Raw genomic sequence first — 18,157 nt, 5'->3', positions numbered from 1 at the left:
CGATTTGCACGCTGCCCACGGGACCCATACAGTTAAGCCATCGCCGCGGGGTGGAGCAGCTCGGTAGCTCGCTGGGCTCATAACCCAGAGGTCGCAGGTTCAAATCCTGCCCCCGCTACCAGGTCAAGGGGCCCGGAGGATCATCCTCCGGGCCCCTTGTTCGTTGATCCGCTTGCGCCTTCCCGGGCCGGGCCGGAGGCTTGGGCCATGGTCTCTCGGCTGCGCCCGCTCACCGACGTCTCGCCCGCCGCGTGGATCGAAGAGGGGACCGGCGACTTCGACTCCGGCGTACACGCCCTGCTCCCCGGAGGGTTCGAGGCGTACGCGCGGCTGCCGCATCCCGCGGAGTCCGCGGACGGACGGCTGCTGCGCTGGAGCGAGGTGGCGGAGCGATCGGGGAGCGTCGTCGGCCCCCGGACGCGGTTCACGGACATCGCCGGCCCGGAGGACGAAGAGCCGTGGGCGGGGTCGTTCCCCGCGGGACTGCTGCCGGTCCTCTGCGAGATCCTCACGGCGCACACGACCACGCCGCAGGAGTGCTACTTCGGCCTGTGGGACGGCTGGGGCTGGCTCGACGCCGACGGCCCGAAGGTCCACCTGCCGGGACGCGACTACCTGCTGTTCGCGGGCCCGCTCGACGCCGCGACGGAGATGGGGGACCGAGGTGACGGTTACTTCTTTCCTCAGTCCCCGAACCTCTTCTGGCCGCGGGACCGGGCCTGGTGCGTGGCGACCGACGTCGACCTGGACGCCACCTACGTGGGCGGATCCGCCCGCCTGGTCGAGGACCTGACGGGCGGCTCACGCCTCGAGGCGCTACCGGCCGAGCTGTCCGATCCGCTCGGCTGAGGGCGTCACTTCTTCTTGCAGGCCGCGATGTAGACGGTCTTGCTCTGGGAGCGGACGTTCTTGGACGGCGGCGTGTAGCCGGGGGGGAAGACGACCGTCCCGGCGGCGACGCCGGTGTAATTCTGCTTCTTGATGCAGCGGCGCGCGGCGTTCTGACTGATCCTGTTCTTGCCGTAGGCCTTCTTCACGCCGCTCTTCTTGTACAGCGACTTCCCCTTGTACAGGGCCACCTGGATGGACAGGCCCGACACCTTCTTGCTGCACGTGATGTCGGCCGTGACATTCACGATGTCGCGGTTCTTCGCGTGCGCGTGGTGCGAGTAGTGGGGGTTGTGCGTCGTGATCTTGCAGGTGATCACGTCGGCCCGCATCCCGCGTCCGGCCGCACGGGTCGCGGTGATGGTGACGGTGGAGTCGGTCGTCGAGGCGTCGGCGGCGGCACTCATGGTCCCGACCAACGCCGTGGCGATACCGCCGGCCGCGATAACACGCAGAGCAAGCTTCACGAACCATTCCTTCGCTCGAGGGGTGACGAAAGCGCTCATATTAGGGTTTCACTCAGCTTTTTTTCTGTGACTTTTGAGGTTCTGTCGGGAATCGGCATCAATGGGCGGTCAGTCGGCGCTCGCCACCTCCGCGTATTCGCAGCGGGCCCCCATGTCGTGCCCCTCAAAGGCGCCCGTCCGCCGGGCGACCGGACCGCCGTCACCCCGGTCGCGGCCGGCCGTCATCGGTGCGTCCGCCCACGTCGGAGCGGCCAGGGCGCGGTCACGCCGCGGTTACGCCGGCCGGTGGCGGCATATCGATTTGCGCAAGGACACGGATCCGCATACGGTTGGGACATCCGCCGCGGGGTGGAGCAGCTCGGTAGCTCGCTGGGCTCATAACCCAGAGGTCGCAGGTTCAAATCCTGCCCCCGCTACCAAGGAGAGGCCCGGAGATTCATCTCCGGGCCTCTTTTTCATGCCCAACGCCATTTCCGGTGATTAGGCCTCCGGTCCCTGCTCGCGGGTGGTGATCTGGGGACCGTGGACTCTCGCGGCACCCGGCCGTGGCCTGGAAGCATCGAAAATCGGTGCTTCCCCGCGCGGACCCGTGCCGGCATCGCCGGCGCAGATCCGCAGATCCGCAGATCCGAGGAAGCGCTGATCCGCATGTTCAAGTTCTGTCCTCGACACCCCACGGCGGGTGAGCGGAACGCTCACCCGCCGTCCTTTCGGCGGCGCCGACCCCCGCGGCGCCGCCCCGGTGACGCCGTCCGCCCGACCGGCGGCCGTGCCGTCACCACGAACCCCGGCACCGGAACCGACCGGTGCCGGGGTTCGTCGTATCCGGTGGCGCCTGCGCGCCGAAGGAGGCCGGATGCCGGACGGTGAGAAGTCGAGGGTCGACCTCGACGGCGTCCCCGAGACGCTCCTGTGGAACCTCTACCAGCGCGCGACCGAGGCCGGGCGGCCGGACGCGGTCCTCCGTGATCCCAAGGCGGTCGAGCTCGTCGACTCCCTGGACTATCCCTTCGCGGACCGCTTCGGCACGGGGAGTCTCGGGCAGTGGCAGGCCCTGCGCGCCCGCTGCTTCGACCAGGAGGTCCGGCGGTTCCTGGCCGAACACCCCGGCGGGCAGGTGGCCGCGCTCGGTGAGGGGCTGGAGACGCAGTTCTGGCGGGTCGACGACGGCCGGGTCCGCTGGCTCACCGTCGACCTTCCCGAGACCGTCGAGCTGCGCACCCGCCTGCTCCCCGACGATCCGCCCCGCCGCCGGACCCTCGCCGGCTCGGCGCTGGACGACGAGTGGATGCCGCACGTGGACACCGCCGAGGGCCTGCTCCTGTCCGCGCAGGGCCTCCTGATGTACTTCCAGCCCGACGAGGTCCACCGGCTCATCGCCCGATGCGCGGAGCGGTTCCCCGGCGCCACGATGGTGTTCGACGGCGTGCCGCCCTGGTTCAGCCGGCGCACGCTCAGCGGGCAGATGAAGACCGCGCAGGGCTACCAGGCACCCCCGATGCCGTGGGCCGTGGACGCGGCCGAGAAGGCCAGGCTCCGGGCCCTGCCGAACATCGCCGAACTCCGCGACCTCCGTGCCCCGCGCGGCCGCGGACCGCTGTACGGCGCCGTGTTCCCCGTGCTGAACCGCCTCCGCGCGGTCCGTGAGCTCGGCGTCACCGGCCTGCCCATCATGACCGCCCGCTTCGCCGCCTCGACGTGACGGCGCTCGAGTGTCCGGCCCGTGGGTAGGACTCGGGATGTGAGCGCGATAGAGATCCGCCGGGTGTACGAGGCGGAGGACCCGAAAGGGGCGGTCTTCCTGGTGGACCGGCTCTGGCCGCGTGGGGTGCGCAAGAGCGACCTCAAGCTCGACGGCTGGCTGCGCGACGTCGCGCCCTCGGACGATCTGCGCCGCTGGTTCGGGCATCGGCCCGAGCGATTCCCGGAGTTCACCGAGCGCTACCGCCGTGAACTCGACGATCACCCCGACGCCGTACGCCCACTGCTGGAGGCCGCCCGGCAGGGGCCGGTGACCCTCCTGTACTCCGCGCGCGACCCCGACCACAACCAGGCCGTCGTCCTCCGCGACCACCTCCTGGAGCACCTGGCTCGATGACGACGCCCCGGGGCTCATCGACGCGGGGTGGAACATCTCGGTGGCTCGCCGGGCGCATTTCCCACATCGGGCGCTGAGACCGGCCAGTGATATTTTCCGATCATCTCCCAACATTTCGCTGAAGGGCGGTGAGCCGATGTCCGCGGAGGCGACCGGTGAGGACCCGGATGAGGCTCTGGTGGCGGCGATCCTGGAGGCCGAACACGAGGCGCGGCTGGCCGAACTCATCCGCGCGCCGGAACAGGTCGAGGCGCTGATCGAGCAGGATGCGCTGCGGCTCGACTTCGATCTGGTGCTGGACCTCAGCGGAGGGCTCGCCACGCTCGGCTCCCACGACACCGCGCAGCTCGTCGCCATGAGCGCGTTCGCCGAGGGCGACGTCAAGCTCATGGCCGCCGGGAAGCTGGCACTCGGCTGGATCGAGCTCTCACGGGGCAAGCACCGCAAGGCCCTGGCGGAGGCCGACGGCGCGGTCGCGCTCGCGAATCCCGATCTCGACGTGGTCGCGGAGGCCGCCTACCTGCGCGGCGTCATCCTGGAGTCGCGTGGGAAGCGCGCGCAGGCGGCCGCGGAGTACGAGAAGGCGATCGGCTGGCGGCGGCCCAGGAGCGCGGGCCTGGCGGCGCTGTCCCTGGCGGAGATGCTGACCGAGGCCGGCGACGACGAGCGGGCGGTCCAGATACTGGCCGTGGCGTTCGAGTGCGGGGTGGCGCACGTCGTGCCCCAGGCGGCCCTCCAACTGGCGCTCATCCGTGACCGTCTGGGCGACGTCGAGGGCTCGATCCCGCTGTACCGGGAGGCGATGGAGTCCGGCGTCCCGTCGGCGGCGCCCCGCGCCGCGTTCCACCTCGGCGAGATCCTCCTCGGGGCGGGGGATGCGGAGGGCGCCCGGGACGCCTTCGAGACGGCCTACGCCACGGGAGACCCGGAGTTCACCCCAAAGGCCGCGGTCAACCTCGGGATCATCTACATGGAGGCGAACCGGGTGCGCGAGGCGTTCGCGTGCTTCGAGACGGCCACCGGCTCGCCGGACCGGAGCATCGCGGCGCTCGGACACTGCTACGTCGGCGTGGTCCTCGCCGACACCGACGCGGTCGCCGCAGAGCGCCACCTGGGCGTAGCGATGAAGCAGGGCGACCGTCAGGTCAAGGAGATGGCGTCGAACGTGCTGCGACAGCTGAGGCAGCGCTGAGCCGCGCCGCCTCAGGGCGCCTGTCCGGGCGTCTTCGCCGTACGCCCCGGGGTTCCGGGGCGTACGGCGCCGTGCGCGCGGCGACCGGGTCAGGCGGGCGCGCCGACCGGGGAGCCGTTGACGGTGACGTCGGTGAGGACGAGACCTTGGACGTTCTCCACGATGTCCGTGTCCGTCGCCTTGTCGAACCGGCAGTGCGCGAGCGTGACGTCCTTGATCGGGGCGTCGGGGTAGCCGCGCATGTCCAGGACGTACTTCGTGGTGCCGACGTGCAGGTTCTCCACGTGGATCCCGCTCACCGACGGGTTGTACGGGTGCCCGGGCCCCTCGTCGTAGTAGAAGTCGATCTGGATCGCGGCGACGGCCAACTGGCCGACCTCGACGTCCTTCATGTGGACGTCGTGAATGTAGCCGCCGCGCATGGAGTTGGTCTTCAGGCGCAGGCAGCTGTTGAGGTTGGGGCTGGTCATCCGCAGGTTCCGGGCGAAGACGGAGCTGACGCCGCCGGTCATCTCGCTGCCGATGGTCACGCCGCCGTGGCCGTCCCGGAGCTCGCAGTCCTCGACGAGGATGTTCCGGCTCGGGACATTGACCCGGCGGCCGTCGGCGTTGCGGCCCGCCTTGATGGCGATGCAATCGTCGCCGGTGTCGAAGGTGCTGCCGGTGATGACGACGTCGGTACAGGACTCGGGGTCACAGCCGTCGTTGTTCGGGCCGTGGCTGTCGACCGTGACGTCGCGGACGAGGACGGTCCGCGACAGGACCGGGTGGATCTCCCACATGGGGGAGTTCACGATCGTGACGCCCTCGACGAGGACGTTCTCGCAGCGGTACGGCTGGATCATGTTCGGGCGCAGGTAGTGCCCGGTGCCGAGGACGCGGTCGGCCACGGGGACGCCCTGGTCGGCCCACTGCTGCAGTAGCGTCCAGTCGGGGCCCTGCTGCGGGCCGCCGGGCTTCCAGCCGTAGTTCGCGCTGCCGGACCACGGCCACCAGGCGGTCTTGCTCGCCTGCCCGTCGAGCGTGCCCTTCCCGGTGATCGCGATGTTCCGGGCCTCGTACGCGTAGATGAACGGCGAGTAGTTGTAGCACTCGATGCCCTGCCAGCGCGTGTACACGGGCGGGTACTTCGCCGGGTCGGTGCTGAACGCGATCGTCGCGCCCTCCTCGACGTGCAGGTCGATGTGGCTGCGCAGCCGGATCGGCCCGGTCAGGTAGCGGCCGGGCGGGACGATGACGTGGCCGCCGCCCCGCCGGGCGCACGCCTTGATCGCCGCGTCGAAGGCCCGCGAGCAGTCGGTGGTCCCGTCGCCCTTCGCGCCGAAGTCGGTGACCCGGAACCGGTGGTGCGGGAACCGCGGTGCCCGTACCCGCCGCCGGATCTTGTCGGCCGTCCGCCAGGGGTCCGGATCGGCGAGGGCCGGCCCGCCGAGGGCGGCGGCCATCAGCCCGCCGCCGACGACGGCGCCGCTCGCTCCGAGGAAGCGCCGCCTGGGCCAAGGTCCCGTCATTGTTCCTCCTGGAATGTGGTCATCGGATGGTCACGTCGGCGGGATGGCCCTGCGACGTCAGCGTGAGGACGACTCCGCCGAACGGCCCGGAGGTGAAGGTCCACCCGTCGCCCGCGGCGCGCAGCGCCGTGGCGTCCGCCGCGCGCGGCAGCGTGCGGCCGTCCACGGTGACCGAGCGCGGCGGCTGCCGCAGCGGCACGACGACCTGCGCCCGGCCGGTCGTCGCCGGGACCCGGAACCGGGCCGTACCGTCGGCGCCGGGGGCGTACAGCCATCCGGTGAGGCCGGGCTTAGACAGCTCGTCGGTCCGCCAGGCGCCGAGGACGCGGGAGTTGAAGCCGATGGTCGCGCCCGCCCGCAGGTAGAGCGGGAACTCGTCCAGGCTCGTCTGCCGCGTGATCGTGCGCCCGCCCTCGACGACCTCGCCGCTGTACAGGTCGACCCAGCGCCCGGCCGGCAGGTACACCTGCACCGGCGTGGGCCGGCCCGCCGCGCCGTCCGCGTCGGCCCGGTCGGCGGTGACCGGGGCGGCCAGCAGGTCCGGGCCGACCATGAACTCCTGGTCCTGGGCCCAGGCGGCCTGGTCGCCGGGGTACTGGAAGCCGACGGCCCGCAGGATCGGCACGCCGGTGCGCGCGGCGTTCCGCGCCAGCCCGTACAGGTACGGGAAGAGCTCGTAGTGCAGCACGACCGCGTCGCGGAACCGCCGGACCGTGTCCGCGTCGTACTTCCACGGCGTCGCGTTGAGCCCCGCCCCGCCGACCTCGAACACCGGGCTGACCGCGCCGAACTGCGCCCAGCGGGTGAACAGCGACGGCGTCGGGCTGTTCGTCGCGTTCGCCGGCGACTGCGGGTCGATGCCGCCCGTGTCGGAACCCCAGGCGAAGTGCCCGGTCAGCGACTCGCTCGTGCCGTACCGGACCGAGGTGCGCAGCCCCGCGAACGTCTCGAACACGTCGCTGCCCCACATGCCGTGCGTGTGCTGCGCGGTGCCGGGCACCCCGGCCCGTACGAGCGTCTCGAAGTCGTTGCCGTGCGCCCGCCGCATCGCCTCGGTGACCGCCGACTGGTACAGGTCCGGGTACCGCAGGTACAGGCCCGCGCCCGAGCCACCGGCGAACCGCGTCGTCTCCAGGCGGTACTCCTCGGCACGGTCCTCCTTGGCCATGTCGACGCCCATCCGGAAGATGCGGGTGAGCTGCTCGACGTAGCGCTCGCGGGCGGCCGGGTTCGTGAAGTCGATGTAGTTGGTGCCGGGCACGAGCCAGCCGTTCTTCGCCCAGACGTCGTTGAGGCCGGCGCACGTGCCGCCGCCCTGGGACGAGGACGGGGCGCTCACGACATGGGAGGTCACCCACAGCCCGAACCGCACCCCCTGCGCGTGGATCGAGTCGATCATCTTCTGCGGGTCGGGGAAGAACGTCGGGTCGAACTCCCCGGTGTTGGTGCAGGCACTGCCGTTGATCCGGTGGGTGTTCCCGGCCGGCTGGTGCTCCCACGGGTTGTCGATCCAGATGGTGCCGAGCGGGATGTCCAGCTTCTTCATCTGCGCCACGTCGTCCAGCACCTGCGCCTGGTCGGCGTTGACGTCACGCCACTTCATCAGCGCGAACTGGCTCGCCGGCGGCATGTCCGGCAGCCCCACCGTCCGGTAGTACGCGTTCGTCACCGCGGCCGGTGAGCCGGTGTAGACGTCGTAGGTCAGCTCGGCGTCCTTCACACAGATCTGCACGCGGTCGGGCTGCGCGGTGGCCGCGACCGGGCAGGGGTACGGCTCGGCGGCCCCGGTCGGCGGCTTCGGCGTCTTGTCGCAGCTCGGACCGTCGCTCTGCTGGGTGGCGCCGGGGAACGCGAACCGGCCGACGTGGTCCGTGGCGGCCCGGAGCCCGTACCCGCCGGAGCTGAGGTAGAGGGTGCTCGCGGCCTGCTCCTGGTTCTGGCAGTAGTCGCCAGCCTCGTTGCCCTCCTTGCCCGGGCTCCAGCCGCGGATGTGCCCGCGCAGGTCCACGTACGCGGCCGAGCTGCCGCCGAGGTAGTGCTCGTCGCCGCGCGCCGTCAGCGCCTCGAACACGGCCGTGACGTCGCTCGACGGGGCGAACGACCAGCGCACCCGGACGCCCTGCGGGGTCCGCGTGACCGTGACGGTCGCGGTCCGCCCGGGTTCGTCCGTCGCGATGGTGTACGCCGTGCCGCCGCGTACGGGGTGCCGGGCCACGAGGTCGGTGAGCCGGTGGTAGGTCGCGCCCTCTTGGGAGGTGGGCGAGCCGCCGACCTGGTAGGACAGCCGTCCACCCGGGCCGGCGGGCGTTCCGCCCGCCTCCCCGGTGACCGCTCGTCCGTGGTCGAGGAAGGTCAGCGCGAACGGCGCGGCGGTGACCCGCCAGGCCGCCGGGGATTCGGCGGCCCGCGCGCCCGGCGGGGCGGACGCGAGCGGGAGAAGGAGACCGAGAAGCGGCACGATCGCGCGGCGGCGGAGCCGGGCGGGCGTTCGGCGGTGGATCACGAGGAGCTTCCTCCTGGGGCGGTGAAGGCGGGTCCGGAGGTCTGAGTCAGCGGGAGGGGCCGGCGGTCTGGGTCAGCGGGCGGGGCTGGAGAACGGGGTCGGCGGTCGGGGCGGGGTCCCTCCCGGCGGACGGTCGGTGGTCACGCCCGCGTCTTCCCGAACGGGCGATGGCGTCGTACTGTTCGTCCTGAGGGAAGGAAAACCTTTTCCCGCTCGCCCGTCAACCAGGAGGGGACGCGAATCGTGACCGACGCAGCAGCGAGTCGCCGAAACGGCCGGGACCGTGGCAGGCCCCACCCCGGGGTGAACCGCCGCGCGTTCCTGGGCGGCGCAGCCCTGGCCGGGGCGGCCGCTCTCGCCCCTCTGCGCGGACCGGTGGCGCTCGCCGGAACGGCCACCGGCCCGTACGACCCGACGCCCGCGTCCCTCAACACGCACCCGGTCGCGCCGTGGTACCGCGACGCCAAGTTCGGGATCTTCATCCACTGGGGCGTCTACTCGGTGCCCGCCTGGGGCGACACCGTCGACTACCACGCCGCCGAGTGGTACTTCTACGCGATGCGCATCAGCGCGGCCGGCAGGGACAGCACCTACCAGCACCACCTGAGCACGTACGGGCCGGGCGTCGCCTACGACGACTTCATCCCCCGCTTCACCGCCGAGCGCTACGACCCGCACGCGTGGATCCGGCTGTTCGAGCGGGCCGGGGCGCGCTACTTCGTGCTGACGTCGAAGCACCACGACGGGTTCCAGCTGTTCCCCAACGCGGTGTCGCGCCGCAACGCCGCCGTGCTCGGGCCCCACCGCGACCTCGTCGGCGAGCTGTTCGCCGCCGCACGTCACTCGCCGCTGCGCCGCGGCCTGTACTACTCCCTCGGCGAGTTCTACAACCCGGCGCTCGGCACCCCGCCCTGGGACCCGTACACCCGCGCCCCCATCCCGTACACCGGCTACACCCCGGTCAAGGACTACGTCGCCGACTACGAGCACGTCCACCTGCGGACCCTCATCGACCGCTACGACCCCGACCTGCTGTGGGCCGACGGCCAGAACTGGCACGAGGACCTCGGCGCCGGCTCGATCTTCTGCCCCAAGGACCTCGACTGGCGCAGCGGCGAGGTCCTCGCGTACTACTACAACCGCGCCGTCGAGCGTCGCCGCGACGTCATGGTCAACGACCGGTTCCGCGCCGGCCACGCCGACTTCGCCGTCTCCGAGGGTGACAAGTCGAGCTACAAGCTGCGGTCCACGCCCTGGGAGGCGTGCCTCACGATGGGCCGGTCGTGGGGGTACGACACGCACGAGGACCCGGCCCGAATCAAGTCCGAGCCCGCCCTCGTCCAGCTGCTCGTCGACATCGTCGCCAAGAACGGCAACCTGCTGCTCAACATCGGCCCCCGCCACGACGGCACCATCGCCGACTGGCAGCGCGAACGCCTCATCGCCGTCGGCGACTGGCTCCGGGACAACGGATCGGCGATCTACGGGACGACGCCGTGGCAGCGCGCCCAGGACGGCGACCTGCGCTACACCGTCTCCCCGGGAGCGTTCAACATCATCCCGCTGAGCTGGCCCGGCGCCACGCTGACCGTGCCCGGCGACCTGCCGGTCGCCGACGGCGCACGGATGCGCCTCCTCGGCCACCACGGCCGACCGCTCGAGTGGACCCGCCAGGACGGCTCGATCGTGATCACGCTTCCGTCGCGCGCCCCGGGGCGCGGCCCCGACTACCCGTGCGTCATCGCCGTCCACTGAGCGGACCGGGTCCGAGCGGACCTGGTCCCGACGGGCCGGATCCCGACGGGCCGGGTCCGAGGGCGTCGGGTCCGGACGGGCCGGATCCCGACGGGCCGGGTCCGAGCGCGTCGGGTCCGGACGGGCCGGATCCGAGCGCACTGGGTCCAAACGCACTGGGTCCAAACGCATCGGGCCCGGACGCACCAGGTCCGGGCTCATCGGCGGCAGCGGGGCGGGGCCTCCCAGAGGCGGATGAGCCGGGCCCGGGTCTACCCGGGCCCGGCTCACCGGGGTCGCGCTCACCGGGGCCGCCAGCCGCCCAGTACGTGCGCCGGGTCACTCCACCAGGCCGCCTCGGCGTCGGTCAGCCGCCGTGAGCACGGCAGGCGGGCTCCGGTGTCGAGCGGCGTCCCGGCGAGGTCGGTGCTGCCGTACTCCCAGAAGCGCACGTCCGGTGCCTTGTCGCAGCCGGCGTTGTTCAGCTGCCAGCCGTCGGGCCGGACGTGCGCGTCCATCGCCGTCCGGACGAAGACCACCTGACTGGCCGGGTACACCGTCGGGTCCACCCGCCCGAGGTACACCGACGCGTCCGGTGCCTCCGGCCTGCGCGTGAGGCGGTCGTCGACGAACACGTAGCCGGAGTGCGCGGCGTCGTTCCGCGCCTGGGTGACGTAACCGCCGTGCAGGGACCGCAGCTCGGTGCGCCGGACGAACACCGAACCGGTGCCCCACACGAAGTCCACATCCCCCGCGATGAGGCTGTCGGTCACGAACCCGCGCCCCTGCAGGCGGAGGGTGTCCTGGAAGCTCTCCAGCGTCACCCGCCGCAACGTGATCCGGTCCGCGTTCCCCCGGAACGCCTCCGCCTGCGATCCACCGTACGGCGTGGTGTTGCGCAGCGTGATGTCCCGCAGCCGGAAGTCGCCCGCCTCCACGCCGAACAGCGACCGCCAGCAGTTGAACTTGTCGTGGCCCGGCAGCACCTGACGCGGGCAGACGTCCCCCGGATCGGTCGACCCCGCGAGCGAGGTGTCCCCGTTGAGCTTGTTGTTGTTGTCGTACTCGATGACCGTCCGGTCCCGGCCCGCGCCGCGCACGGTCAGGTGCGGGCGGTCGGCACGGACGTAGTCGATCTCCTGATACGTGCCGGGGCGGACGTCGATCAGCACCGGCCGAGTGTTGCCCTCCGGGACGAAGTCGATCGCGCCCTGCACCGTGCAGAAGTCGCCCGTGCCGTCCGCGGCGACCGTCAGCCGCCGCGACCCGGCGCGCGGCGGGGCGGCCCGGGTCCGGAACCGCCACGTCGCCGGGTCCTGGATGCCGGGGAACCCGGGGAACACCTCGGGATCGACCGTGACGTAGTACGCCCGGCCGTAGTCGAGCCGACGGCGCAGCCGGATGGTCGCGGTGTTCCCGTCCACGAGCACCGGGTGGTACGCGAAGGAGTGGGGGACTCCGGTGTCGGAGACCGCGTCGCCGATCGTGCGATGGTACGAGCGCGGGTCGGCCAGGTCGATCGTGTCCACGACGGTGCCGTCCGCACGGTGCACCTCGATGCGACCGGAGGCGCCCGCCTGGAGCGGCCGGTCCGCGGTGAGCCGCAGCGGCGTGTCCACGCACACCCCGCGGCCCCGCCCGCCGGGCGAGAGCCGCCCGGACGCGACAGAGGGAGCACCGGCTTGGGTGACGTACGCGGTCCCGGCGGAGGGAGCACTGGTCTGGGTGACGTACCCGGCCTCGGCGGCGGAGGGGGTGCTGAGCAGCGCGGCGATGAGGACGACGGACAGGGCGGCCGGCGGGTGGAGGGAGGCGGTGGGGCGTCTCATCGCGTCCGCCACCCCGTGGCCGCCACGATCAGCGGGATGAGGCGATCGGCGGCCTTGCGGTGCCCCTGGACGTTCGGATGGCCGCCGTTGAAGTCACCGTCCGCCGCCGACAGCCAGCCGGTGGTGTCGACGTAGACCACGCGCGGATCGTCCATCCGCCGGACCGCCGAGGCGATGTCGTCGGCGTGGTAGCCGCCGAACGGCCGCATCGCGAAGATCCAGGCGCGCGGGTACGCGGTGCGGATCTCCCGCAGGTAGGCGAGATAGCCGGGCTCGAAGTCGGCGCTGGAGTACGGGACGTCGTTGGTGCCCTCGTTGACGACGACCGCTCCCGGCCGGAATCGGTCGTCGGCGGGGGAGCCGGCGAAGTTCCACCCGAACGACTGCGCGGCGGTCCCGACGTTGCCATGGCCCGGCTGGATGATGCCCTGCTTGCCGAACCCGACCTGGTCGAAGTCGGCGTGGAACGCCCGCCCGGTCAGGTTGGCGTAGTCGACCGTGCCGTCGGCGCAGTCCACCCCGGTGTGGTCACACAGCGCGGCCACGCCCTCGGTGATCGAGTCGCCGTAGAACTCGATGCGCGGCCCGCGCGGGCGAGGCGCGGGCAGCACCCGGGCGCCCGGCCCGAGCCGGAAGCCCGTGAGCACGATGCCGGACTGCAGCGGCAGGATCCACCGGTTCTCGTACTCGTCGACGTCCTTGATGGCGATCGTCACCGTGTGCCGACGGCCCGGCAGCGCGGCCGGCGTGAAGTCGATCTCGTCGCGGTCCACCTTGTAGAGCGTCCGCGGGCCGCCGTCGATCGAGACGTAGATCTGCGACGGCACGGTGATCGTGGAGGCGTCGAACAGGCCGGTGAGCGTGTGCCCGGTGAACCGGAAGGTCAGCTCGGACCCGGAGTTGACAGTGATCGCCGCACCTCGTACGTGCCCCCAGTGCCCCATGTACCGCAGCCGCGGATCGCCGGGCCGTACGACGGAGTCCGCCGTCGCGGGGGCGGGCACGGCGGTCAGGGCCGCGGTGCCCAGCAGCACCAGCGAGGCGATCTTCAGAGGTACGGGCATCGGGCCTCCTACCGATAGAGCAGCCGTAGATCGATCGCGTCGGCCATCGCCTGGTATCCGGCGTCGCCGGGGTGCAGGTGGTCGCCGCTGTCGTACGCCGGGAGGTAGCGCGTCGGATCCGCCGGATCCCGGGTGACGGCGTCGAAGTCGACGACACCGTCGAAAGCGCGGGACGTGCGGATCCAGGCGTTCACCGCCTGCCGCTTCTGCTCCGCCTCGGGCGTGTCGTACTTCGAGCCGCCGATCGGCGTCAGCGTGCAGCCGGTGATCCGCAGGCCGTGCGCGTGGGCGCGGGCGATGAGGTTCGTCATCCCCGCGATGAGGTCGCCGGCCGTGACCGGTTCGCCGGACACCGGACCGGCGTTGTGGCCGATGTCGTTGATGCCTTCGAGGAAGAGCACGTCCCGTACGCCGGTCTGGCCGAGGACGTCGCGGTCGAACCGCGCCTGCGCGCTCACCCCGGAGCCACCGGCGTCCGTGAGGACCCGGTTGCCGGAGATGCCCTCGTTCAGCACGGACAGTCCCCGGCCGTGGAGCCGGCGCGCCAGATCGTCGGGGTACCGCCGGTTCGCGTCGACGGTGGACTGGGCGCCGTCGGTGATCGAGTCGCCGAAGGTCACGACCGCCCGCGTGCCCGGCGTGGCGCGGACGTCGAGCCCGCCGATCAGGTACCAGGAGGAGGCCTTCGAGGTGAACGCGCCGCCGTCCGCGTCGGCCGCGTGGTCACCGGTCGCGAGGTACGACGTCGCCATGGCGAGGGGGTGCCGGGTCGCCGCGCCGGTGGATCGGGGGAGGTACAGGCTCACCGCCAGGTCCTGGCCAACCGGCACCGCCAGCGACACAGGGTCGCTGAGCACGTCCGAGCCCGCCGGCAGGACCACCGTCCGGGCCCCGCCGAACGTGACCGGGCGCTCGGTGCCCGCGGCGAGCGTCGCGCCGGTGGCGCGCACCCCGATCGTCGCCCCGCCGATGACGAGACCGTCCGCGCCGAAGGCGTTCGTGAGGCGGATCCGCACCTGGTCGCCGCCCATGGTGGTGTGGACGACCTCGCGCAGGGTCTGGTCGCCGAACCCGCTCCCGGTGCCGGTGACGGGCGCCGCGCTCCACGCGCCCACCCAGGTTCGCGAGATGCCGACGGCCGGCTGCGGCTCGACGGCCAGGGCCCGCGGGGCACCGCCGACGGCCGTCGAAGCGACCACGGCAGCGGAGACGACCACGGCCGCCGCCCGGGGGGATCGCCCCCGGGCCGGCGACCGGCCGGACGGCCCCTGGGCCGTCGGTCCGTGGGACGGCGTCGATCTCCGGGAAGGTGATCCGAGGAGCGGCCACGAAGCCATCAGCCGTCGCGCCCACCTCCGGACAGCCACCCGGCGAGACGGCCTCCGGGCCGTCGACCCGAGAGACGGCCGTCGTGCCGCCGCCCGCCTGGGCCGCCACCGGGTCGCCGACCGCAGCGACGACCGCAACGTTGGCCACACGGTGGCCGATCCGGGGGATGGCCGTCGAGCCGTCGATCGGGCCATGCCCGCCTCCCGTCGCCTCGTGACCTTCTCCGGCCGCGATGGCGGGTGCGCCGGTGACGACCGCCGCGCCGGCACCGGGGAGGCCGAGCGGAAAACCTTTTCCGAAAATCACACGGCAGTCCAGGGACGTCAAGACCGCTTTCGCCGCCTTTCACGGCGGATCCAATGCGCCGCGAGGCGTGTTCGTGTGGTGCAATGCCGCCATGGGCAGGGCGCAGACCGGCACGGGGGCGCGGCCGCCCCGGGCGACGATCATCGACGTGGCACGGGAGGCCGGCGTTTCTCCCGCGACCGTCTCGCGTGTCCTCACCGGCTCCAAGCCGGTGTCGGCAGGACCGGAGCAGAGGGTGCGCGCGGCCGTCGCCCGGCTCGGCTACCGGCCGAATCCGGCCGCGCAGGGACTGCTGCGCGGCACGACCTCCGCGGTCGGCGTGGTCGTCCCCGACCTGAGCAACCCCTACTTCGCGGAGGTGCTCAAGGGGGTGACCAACGCCGCCCAGCAGGCGGACTTCCGCACGCTCGTCGCCGACACCGGCGAGAAGGCCGCGACCGAGCGCGACGCCGCGCTCGAACTCTCCCGGTGGGCCGACGGTGTCGTCCTGTGTTCACCCCGGATGAGCCAGTGGGAGCTCACCGAGCTCGCGGAGGCCGTGCCCCGGCTCGTCTGCGTCAACCGGCTCAGCCGCGCGTCGATCCCCGCGGTCGCGGTGGACTTCGAGGCGGGCGTCGCGTCGATCTGCCGCCACCTGCGAGAGCTCGGTCATCGCCGCGTCGCGTACCTGCGCGGCCCCGCGCGCGCCTGGTCCGAACGCGCCCGGCAGCGTGCACTGCGAGCGGCCGCCGGGCCGGACCTGGAGATCGTGCAGATCCCTTGCGGCTCGAGCAGCGTCGACGGGCACCGCGCCGCCGACGCGGCCCTCGCGACCCGGGCCACGGCGGTCGTGGCCTTCAGCGATTACGTCGCCCTCGGCGCCCTCGCCCGGTTCGACGAGCTCGGCGTGTCCGTCCCCGACGAGATATCGCTGACCGGGTTCGACGACATCTCGCTGAGCCGTCTGGTCTCTCCCCGCCTCACCACGGTCACGGTGAACAAGCAGGACCTCGGCCGCCGGGCCTGGGAGCTGTTCGTCGAGACCGGTGCCGACGGCGAAGACGGCCCGGTGGTCATGGTCACGCCGGAGCTGGTCGTACGCGCCTCGACCGGCGCACCCGCCGACGTGGCCGGCTCTCTGCCGAAGACCGCGGCCGACCGGTGACCGACTCGGCCGCGGTGCGGTGGTCCGTGCCGTCGTGAAAGACGGCGAAAGATCTCTGGCGTGAGTCACGGCCCGGGCGTACGGTGACGCGGTCCGGAAAAGCATTTCCCGTTAGGGGCCGTCATGCGGAGATCACTGATACCGGCCACCGGTCTGGCGGCCGCGGGCCTGGCCGTCCTCACTCTGACGCCGGCGACCGCGGCGGCTCCGGCCGCCTCGTCTCGCGGCGCGGGCACGCCGGCACATGGGCCGGCGTCGGCCGTCGGAGACGTCGCCACGCGAGCGGTCACGGTGGCGACGGGCGACAGCCGCACCGTCCGCGAACCGGTCCGGCCGGCGACCTGTACCGCGTTGCCCGCCCGGCTGACCGCGTCGAGCCGGAAATTCACCTCCGCTCAGGAGGCGAGTCCGCCCGACACCGACCGCGTCCAGGCCGCGCTCACCCAGTGCGCGGGCACCGGCAAGGCGGTGGAGCTGACGGCGAGCGGCACGAGCACGGCGTTCCTCACCGGGCCGCTGACCATCGGCGCCGGCGTCACCCTCCTCGTCGACAGCGGCGTCACGCTGTACGGCTCGCTGAACCCGGCCGGATACCAGGTGTCGGGCAAGCCGACGTGCGGGACCGTCGCCGACGACAGCGGTGGATGCAAGCCGCTGATCACCGTGAGCGGGGCGCACGCCGGGCTGATGGGCGTCCGCGACTCGTCCGGACACCAGGGCACCGTCGACGCGCGCGGGGACCTGCCGCTCTACGGCCAGAGCGCCAGCTGGTGGGACATCGCCCTCCAGGCCAAGAACAGCGGAAAGAAGCAGAACAACCCGCGCATGGTGCAGGCCTCCGGCGACGACTTCACGATCTACGACCTCAACCTCATCAACTCACCGAATTTCCACGTCGCCTACAAGGGCACCGGATTCACCGTCTGGGGCGTGCGCATCAAGACACCCGCCACCGCCAAGAACACCGACGGCATCGATCCGAGCGGCAGCAATGTCACGATCAACGACTCCTACATCGAGGCAGGTGACGACGGAATCGCGATCAAGGCGGGATCGTCATCCGCCACGAACATGACGATCGAGAACAGCCATTTCTACGGCACGCACGGAATATCGATCGGCAGCGAGACCAACGCGGGCGCGAGCAACATCCTCTTCCGGAACAACACGGTGAGCGGAAAGGACAGCGCCGGCAACGTCAGCACGAGCGACAACGGAATCCGCATCAAGAGCGACTCCAGCCGAGGCGGCAAGGTCAGCCAGGTGACGTATCAGAACACCTGCATGACGGGCGTGAAGGAACCGCTGGTGTTCGACCCGTACTACTCGAGCAGCACCGGCTCGCTGATCCCGAACTTCACCGACATCCTCGTCGACGGCGCCAGAGCGGTGAGCTCTCCGTCGGGGGCCGTGTCCACGCTCGACGGCTACAGCGCGTCCTACCCGCTCGGCCTCACCCTGCGGAACGTCCAGCTCGACGCGACGAAGACGACGGCGCAGTACGCCGCGATCGGCGTCTACAACACCGACCTCGCCCCGACCGGGACGGGCGTGACCGTCACCTCGGTCAGCGGCGGTGGCTCGGTACCCACGTGCACCTTCCCGGCCTTCCCCAAACTCTGACCGTCACGAAGTGCCCTCCGGGAGCGGACGGGCGGCGATCGCGAGTCGCCCGTCCGCGGTCGGAACCACCGCTCGTCGACGTCCCGCGCGGTACGCCGGATCGATGCCACGGAGCGGGTGTCGTCGCGGCCCGGACCCGGGGGCGGAGTAGTCCCATCGACGCGGTCGTCGACGACGTCTCCGGGCGTTCGCCTGCTGGATCGCTTGATTTGACGGTGCTTCCAAGCGGCCGTAATGTTCTCTTCGCCCCCAGGGGAGCGGGACGCCGGAAGGTGGCCGGCCCAGGGGGAACCCACACTGAGGTTGCTCGGTCTGGACAGTGTCTGGACCGGGGTAGCATGGTGTGGTCGCCCCGAGACGGGATGCGGAACATCGCTGAGAGCGGTGGTCGGCCCGTAGGGGAACTTCTGGATGTGGCTGCTGCGGCCGGTTCGCCGGTCGGGGTGACTGTTGTCTGGAGGGGCCTGTT

At 71.8% G+C, this 18,157-nt stretch carries 13 protein-coding genes and 2 tRNA genes; 9 read left to right on the top strand and 6 right to left on the bottom strand.

Annotated elements, in window-relative coordinates:
• Positions 1 to 44: 44 nt before the first annotated feature.
• Positions 45 to 121 (top strand) — tRNA-Met (locus AB0I04_RS49295).
• 86 nt (positions 122 to 207) lie between these two features.
• The gene (locus tag AB0I04_RS49290) at positions 208 to 849 is read left to right on the top strand and encodes a hypothetical protein (protein WP_360901812.1); all 642 of its coding nucleotides are present in this window, start codon (positions 208 to 210) and stop codon (positions 847 to 849) included.
• Positions 850 to 854: 5 nt separating this feature from the next.
• Here AB0I04_RS49290 and AB0I04_RS49285 read toward each other — a convergent pair whose 3' ends face one another.
• On the bottom strand, positions 855 to 1,355 hold the full coding sequence (locus AB0I04_RS49285; RefSeq protein WP_360901809.1) for a hypothetical protein: 501 nt from the start codon (positions 1,353 to 1,355) through the stop codon (positions 855 to 857).
• 342 nt (positions 1,356 to 1,697) lie between these two features.
• Here AB0I04_RS49285 and AB0I04_RS49280 point away from each other — a divergent pair.
• The 4 genes from AB0I04_RS49280 to AB0I04_RS49265 all read left to right on the top strand — a co-directional run bounded on the left by AB0I04_RS49280 (position 1,698) and on the right by AB0I04_RS49265 (position 4,645).
• Positions 1,698 to 1,774 (top strand) — tRNA-Met (locus AB0I04_RS49280).
• A gap of 437 nt (positions 1,775 to 2,211) precedes the next feature.
• Entirely contained in the window at positions 2,212 to 3,057 is an 846-nt protein-coding gene (locus AB0I04_RS49275) for a class I SAM-dependent methyltransferase (RefSeq protein WP_360901806.1), read from the top strand.
• Between the two features lie 39 nt (positions 3,058 to 3,096).
• Positions 3,097 to 3,453 (top strand): DUF488 family protein, encoded by a 357-nt coding sequence (locus tag AB0I04_RS49270; protein WP_360901803.1) that lies wholly within the window; start codon positions 3,097 to 3,099, stop codon positions 3,451 to 3,453.
• A gap of 136 nt (positions 3,454 to 3,589) precedes the next feature.
• On the top strand, positions 3,590 to 4,645 hold the full coding sequence (locus AB0I04_RS49265) for a tetratricopeptide repeat protein (protein WP_360901800.1): 1,056 nt from the start codon (positions 3,590 to 3,592) through the stop codon (positions 4,643 to 4,645).
• A gap of 89 nt (positions 4,646 to 4,734) precedes the next feature.
• On the opposite strand, the gene AB0I04_RS49260 is transcribed toward AB0I04_RS49265, so the two are convergent.
• Both AB0I04_RS49260 and AB0I04_RS49255 read right to left on the bottom strand, forming a co-directional pair.
• Positions 4,735 to 6,156: a glycoside hydrolase family 28 protein gene (locus AB0I04_RS49260; protein WP_360901797.1), complete on the bottom strand. Its 1,422-nt coding sequence runs from the start codon at positions 6,154 to 6,156 to the stop codon at positions 4,735 to 4,737.
• Between the two features lie 19 nt (positions 6,157 to 6,175).
• Entirely contained in the window at positions 6,176 to 8,659 is a 2,484-nt protein-coding gene (locus tag AB0I04_RS49255) for a glycoside hydrolase family 31 protein (RefSeq protein WP_360901794.1), read from the bottom strand.
• Between the two features lie 243 nt (positions 8,660 to 8,902).
• Here AB0I04_RS49255 and AB0I04_RS49250 point away from each other — a divergent pair, with 243 nt between their 5' ends.
• Positions 8,903 to 10,414, top strand: coding sequence for an alpha-L-fucosidase (locus tag AB0I04_RS49250; RefSeq protein WP_360901791.1), 1,512 nt, complete (start codon positions 8,903 to 8,905; stop codon positions 10,412 to 10,414).
• Positions 10,415 to 10,695: 281 nt separating this feature from the next.
• Here the strand turns inward: AB0I04_RS49250 and AB0I04_RS49245 are convergent, their stop codons facing one another.
• The 3 genes from AB0I04_RS49245 to AB0I04_RS49235 are packed head-to-tail and all read right to left on the bottom strand — an operon-like array spanning position 10,696 to position 14,485.
• Complete coding sequence (locus tag AB0I04_RS49245) at positions 10,696 to 12,222, bottom strand: pectinesterase family protein (protein WP_360901788.1); 1,527 nt, start codon at positions 12,220 to 12,222, stop codon at positions 10,696 to 10,698.
• On the bottom strand, positions 12,219 to 13,286 hold the full coding sequence (locus AB0I04_RS49240) for a GDSL-type esterase/lipase family protein (RefSeq protein WP_360901785.1): 1,068 nt from the start codon (positions 13,284 to 13,286) through the stop codon (positions 12,219 to 12,221). The genes AB0I04_RS49245 and AB0I04_RS49240 overlap by 4 nt, the downstream gene beginning before the upstream one ends.
• 8 nt (positions 13,287 to 13,294) lie before the next feature.
• The gene (locus AB0I04_RS49235; protein WP_360901782.1) at positions 13,295 to 14,485 is read right to left on the bottom strand and encodes an SGNH/GDSL hydrolase family protein; all 1,191 of its coding nucleotides are present in this window, start codon (positions 14,483 to 14,485) and stop codon (positions 13,295 to 13,297) included.
• Positions 14,486 to 15,012: 527 nt separating this feature from the next.
• On the opposite strand from AB0I04_RS49235, the gene AB0I04_RS49230 reads away from it, so the two are divergent.
• Positions 15,013 to 16,065 (top strand): LacI family DNA-binding transcriptional regulator, encoded by a 1,053-nt coding sequence (locus AB0I04_RS49230; protein ID WP_360901779.1) that lies wholly within the window; start codon positions 15,013 to 15,015, stop codon positions 16,063 to 16,065.
• Between the two features lie 123 nt (positions 16,066 to 16,188).
• Positions 16,189 to 17,688: a glycosyl hydrolase family 28 protein gene (locus tag AB0I04_RS49225; protein WP_360901776.1), complete on the top strand. Its 1,500-nt coding sequence runs from the start codon at positions 16,189 to 16,191 to the stop codon at positions 17,686 to 17,688.
• Positions 17,689 to 18,157: the final 469 nt, after the last annotated feature.

The organism is Actinoallomurus sp. NPDC050550 (genome assembly GCF_040655075.1).
Taxonomy (GTDB): Bacteria; Actinomycetota; Actinomycetes; order Streptosporangiales; family Streptosporangiaceae; genus Actinoallomurus.
This window is presented reverse-complemented; position numbering and strand designations above follow the sequence as displayed.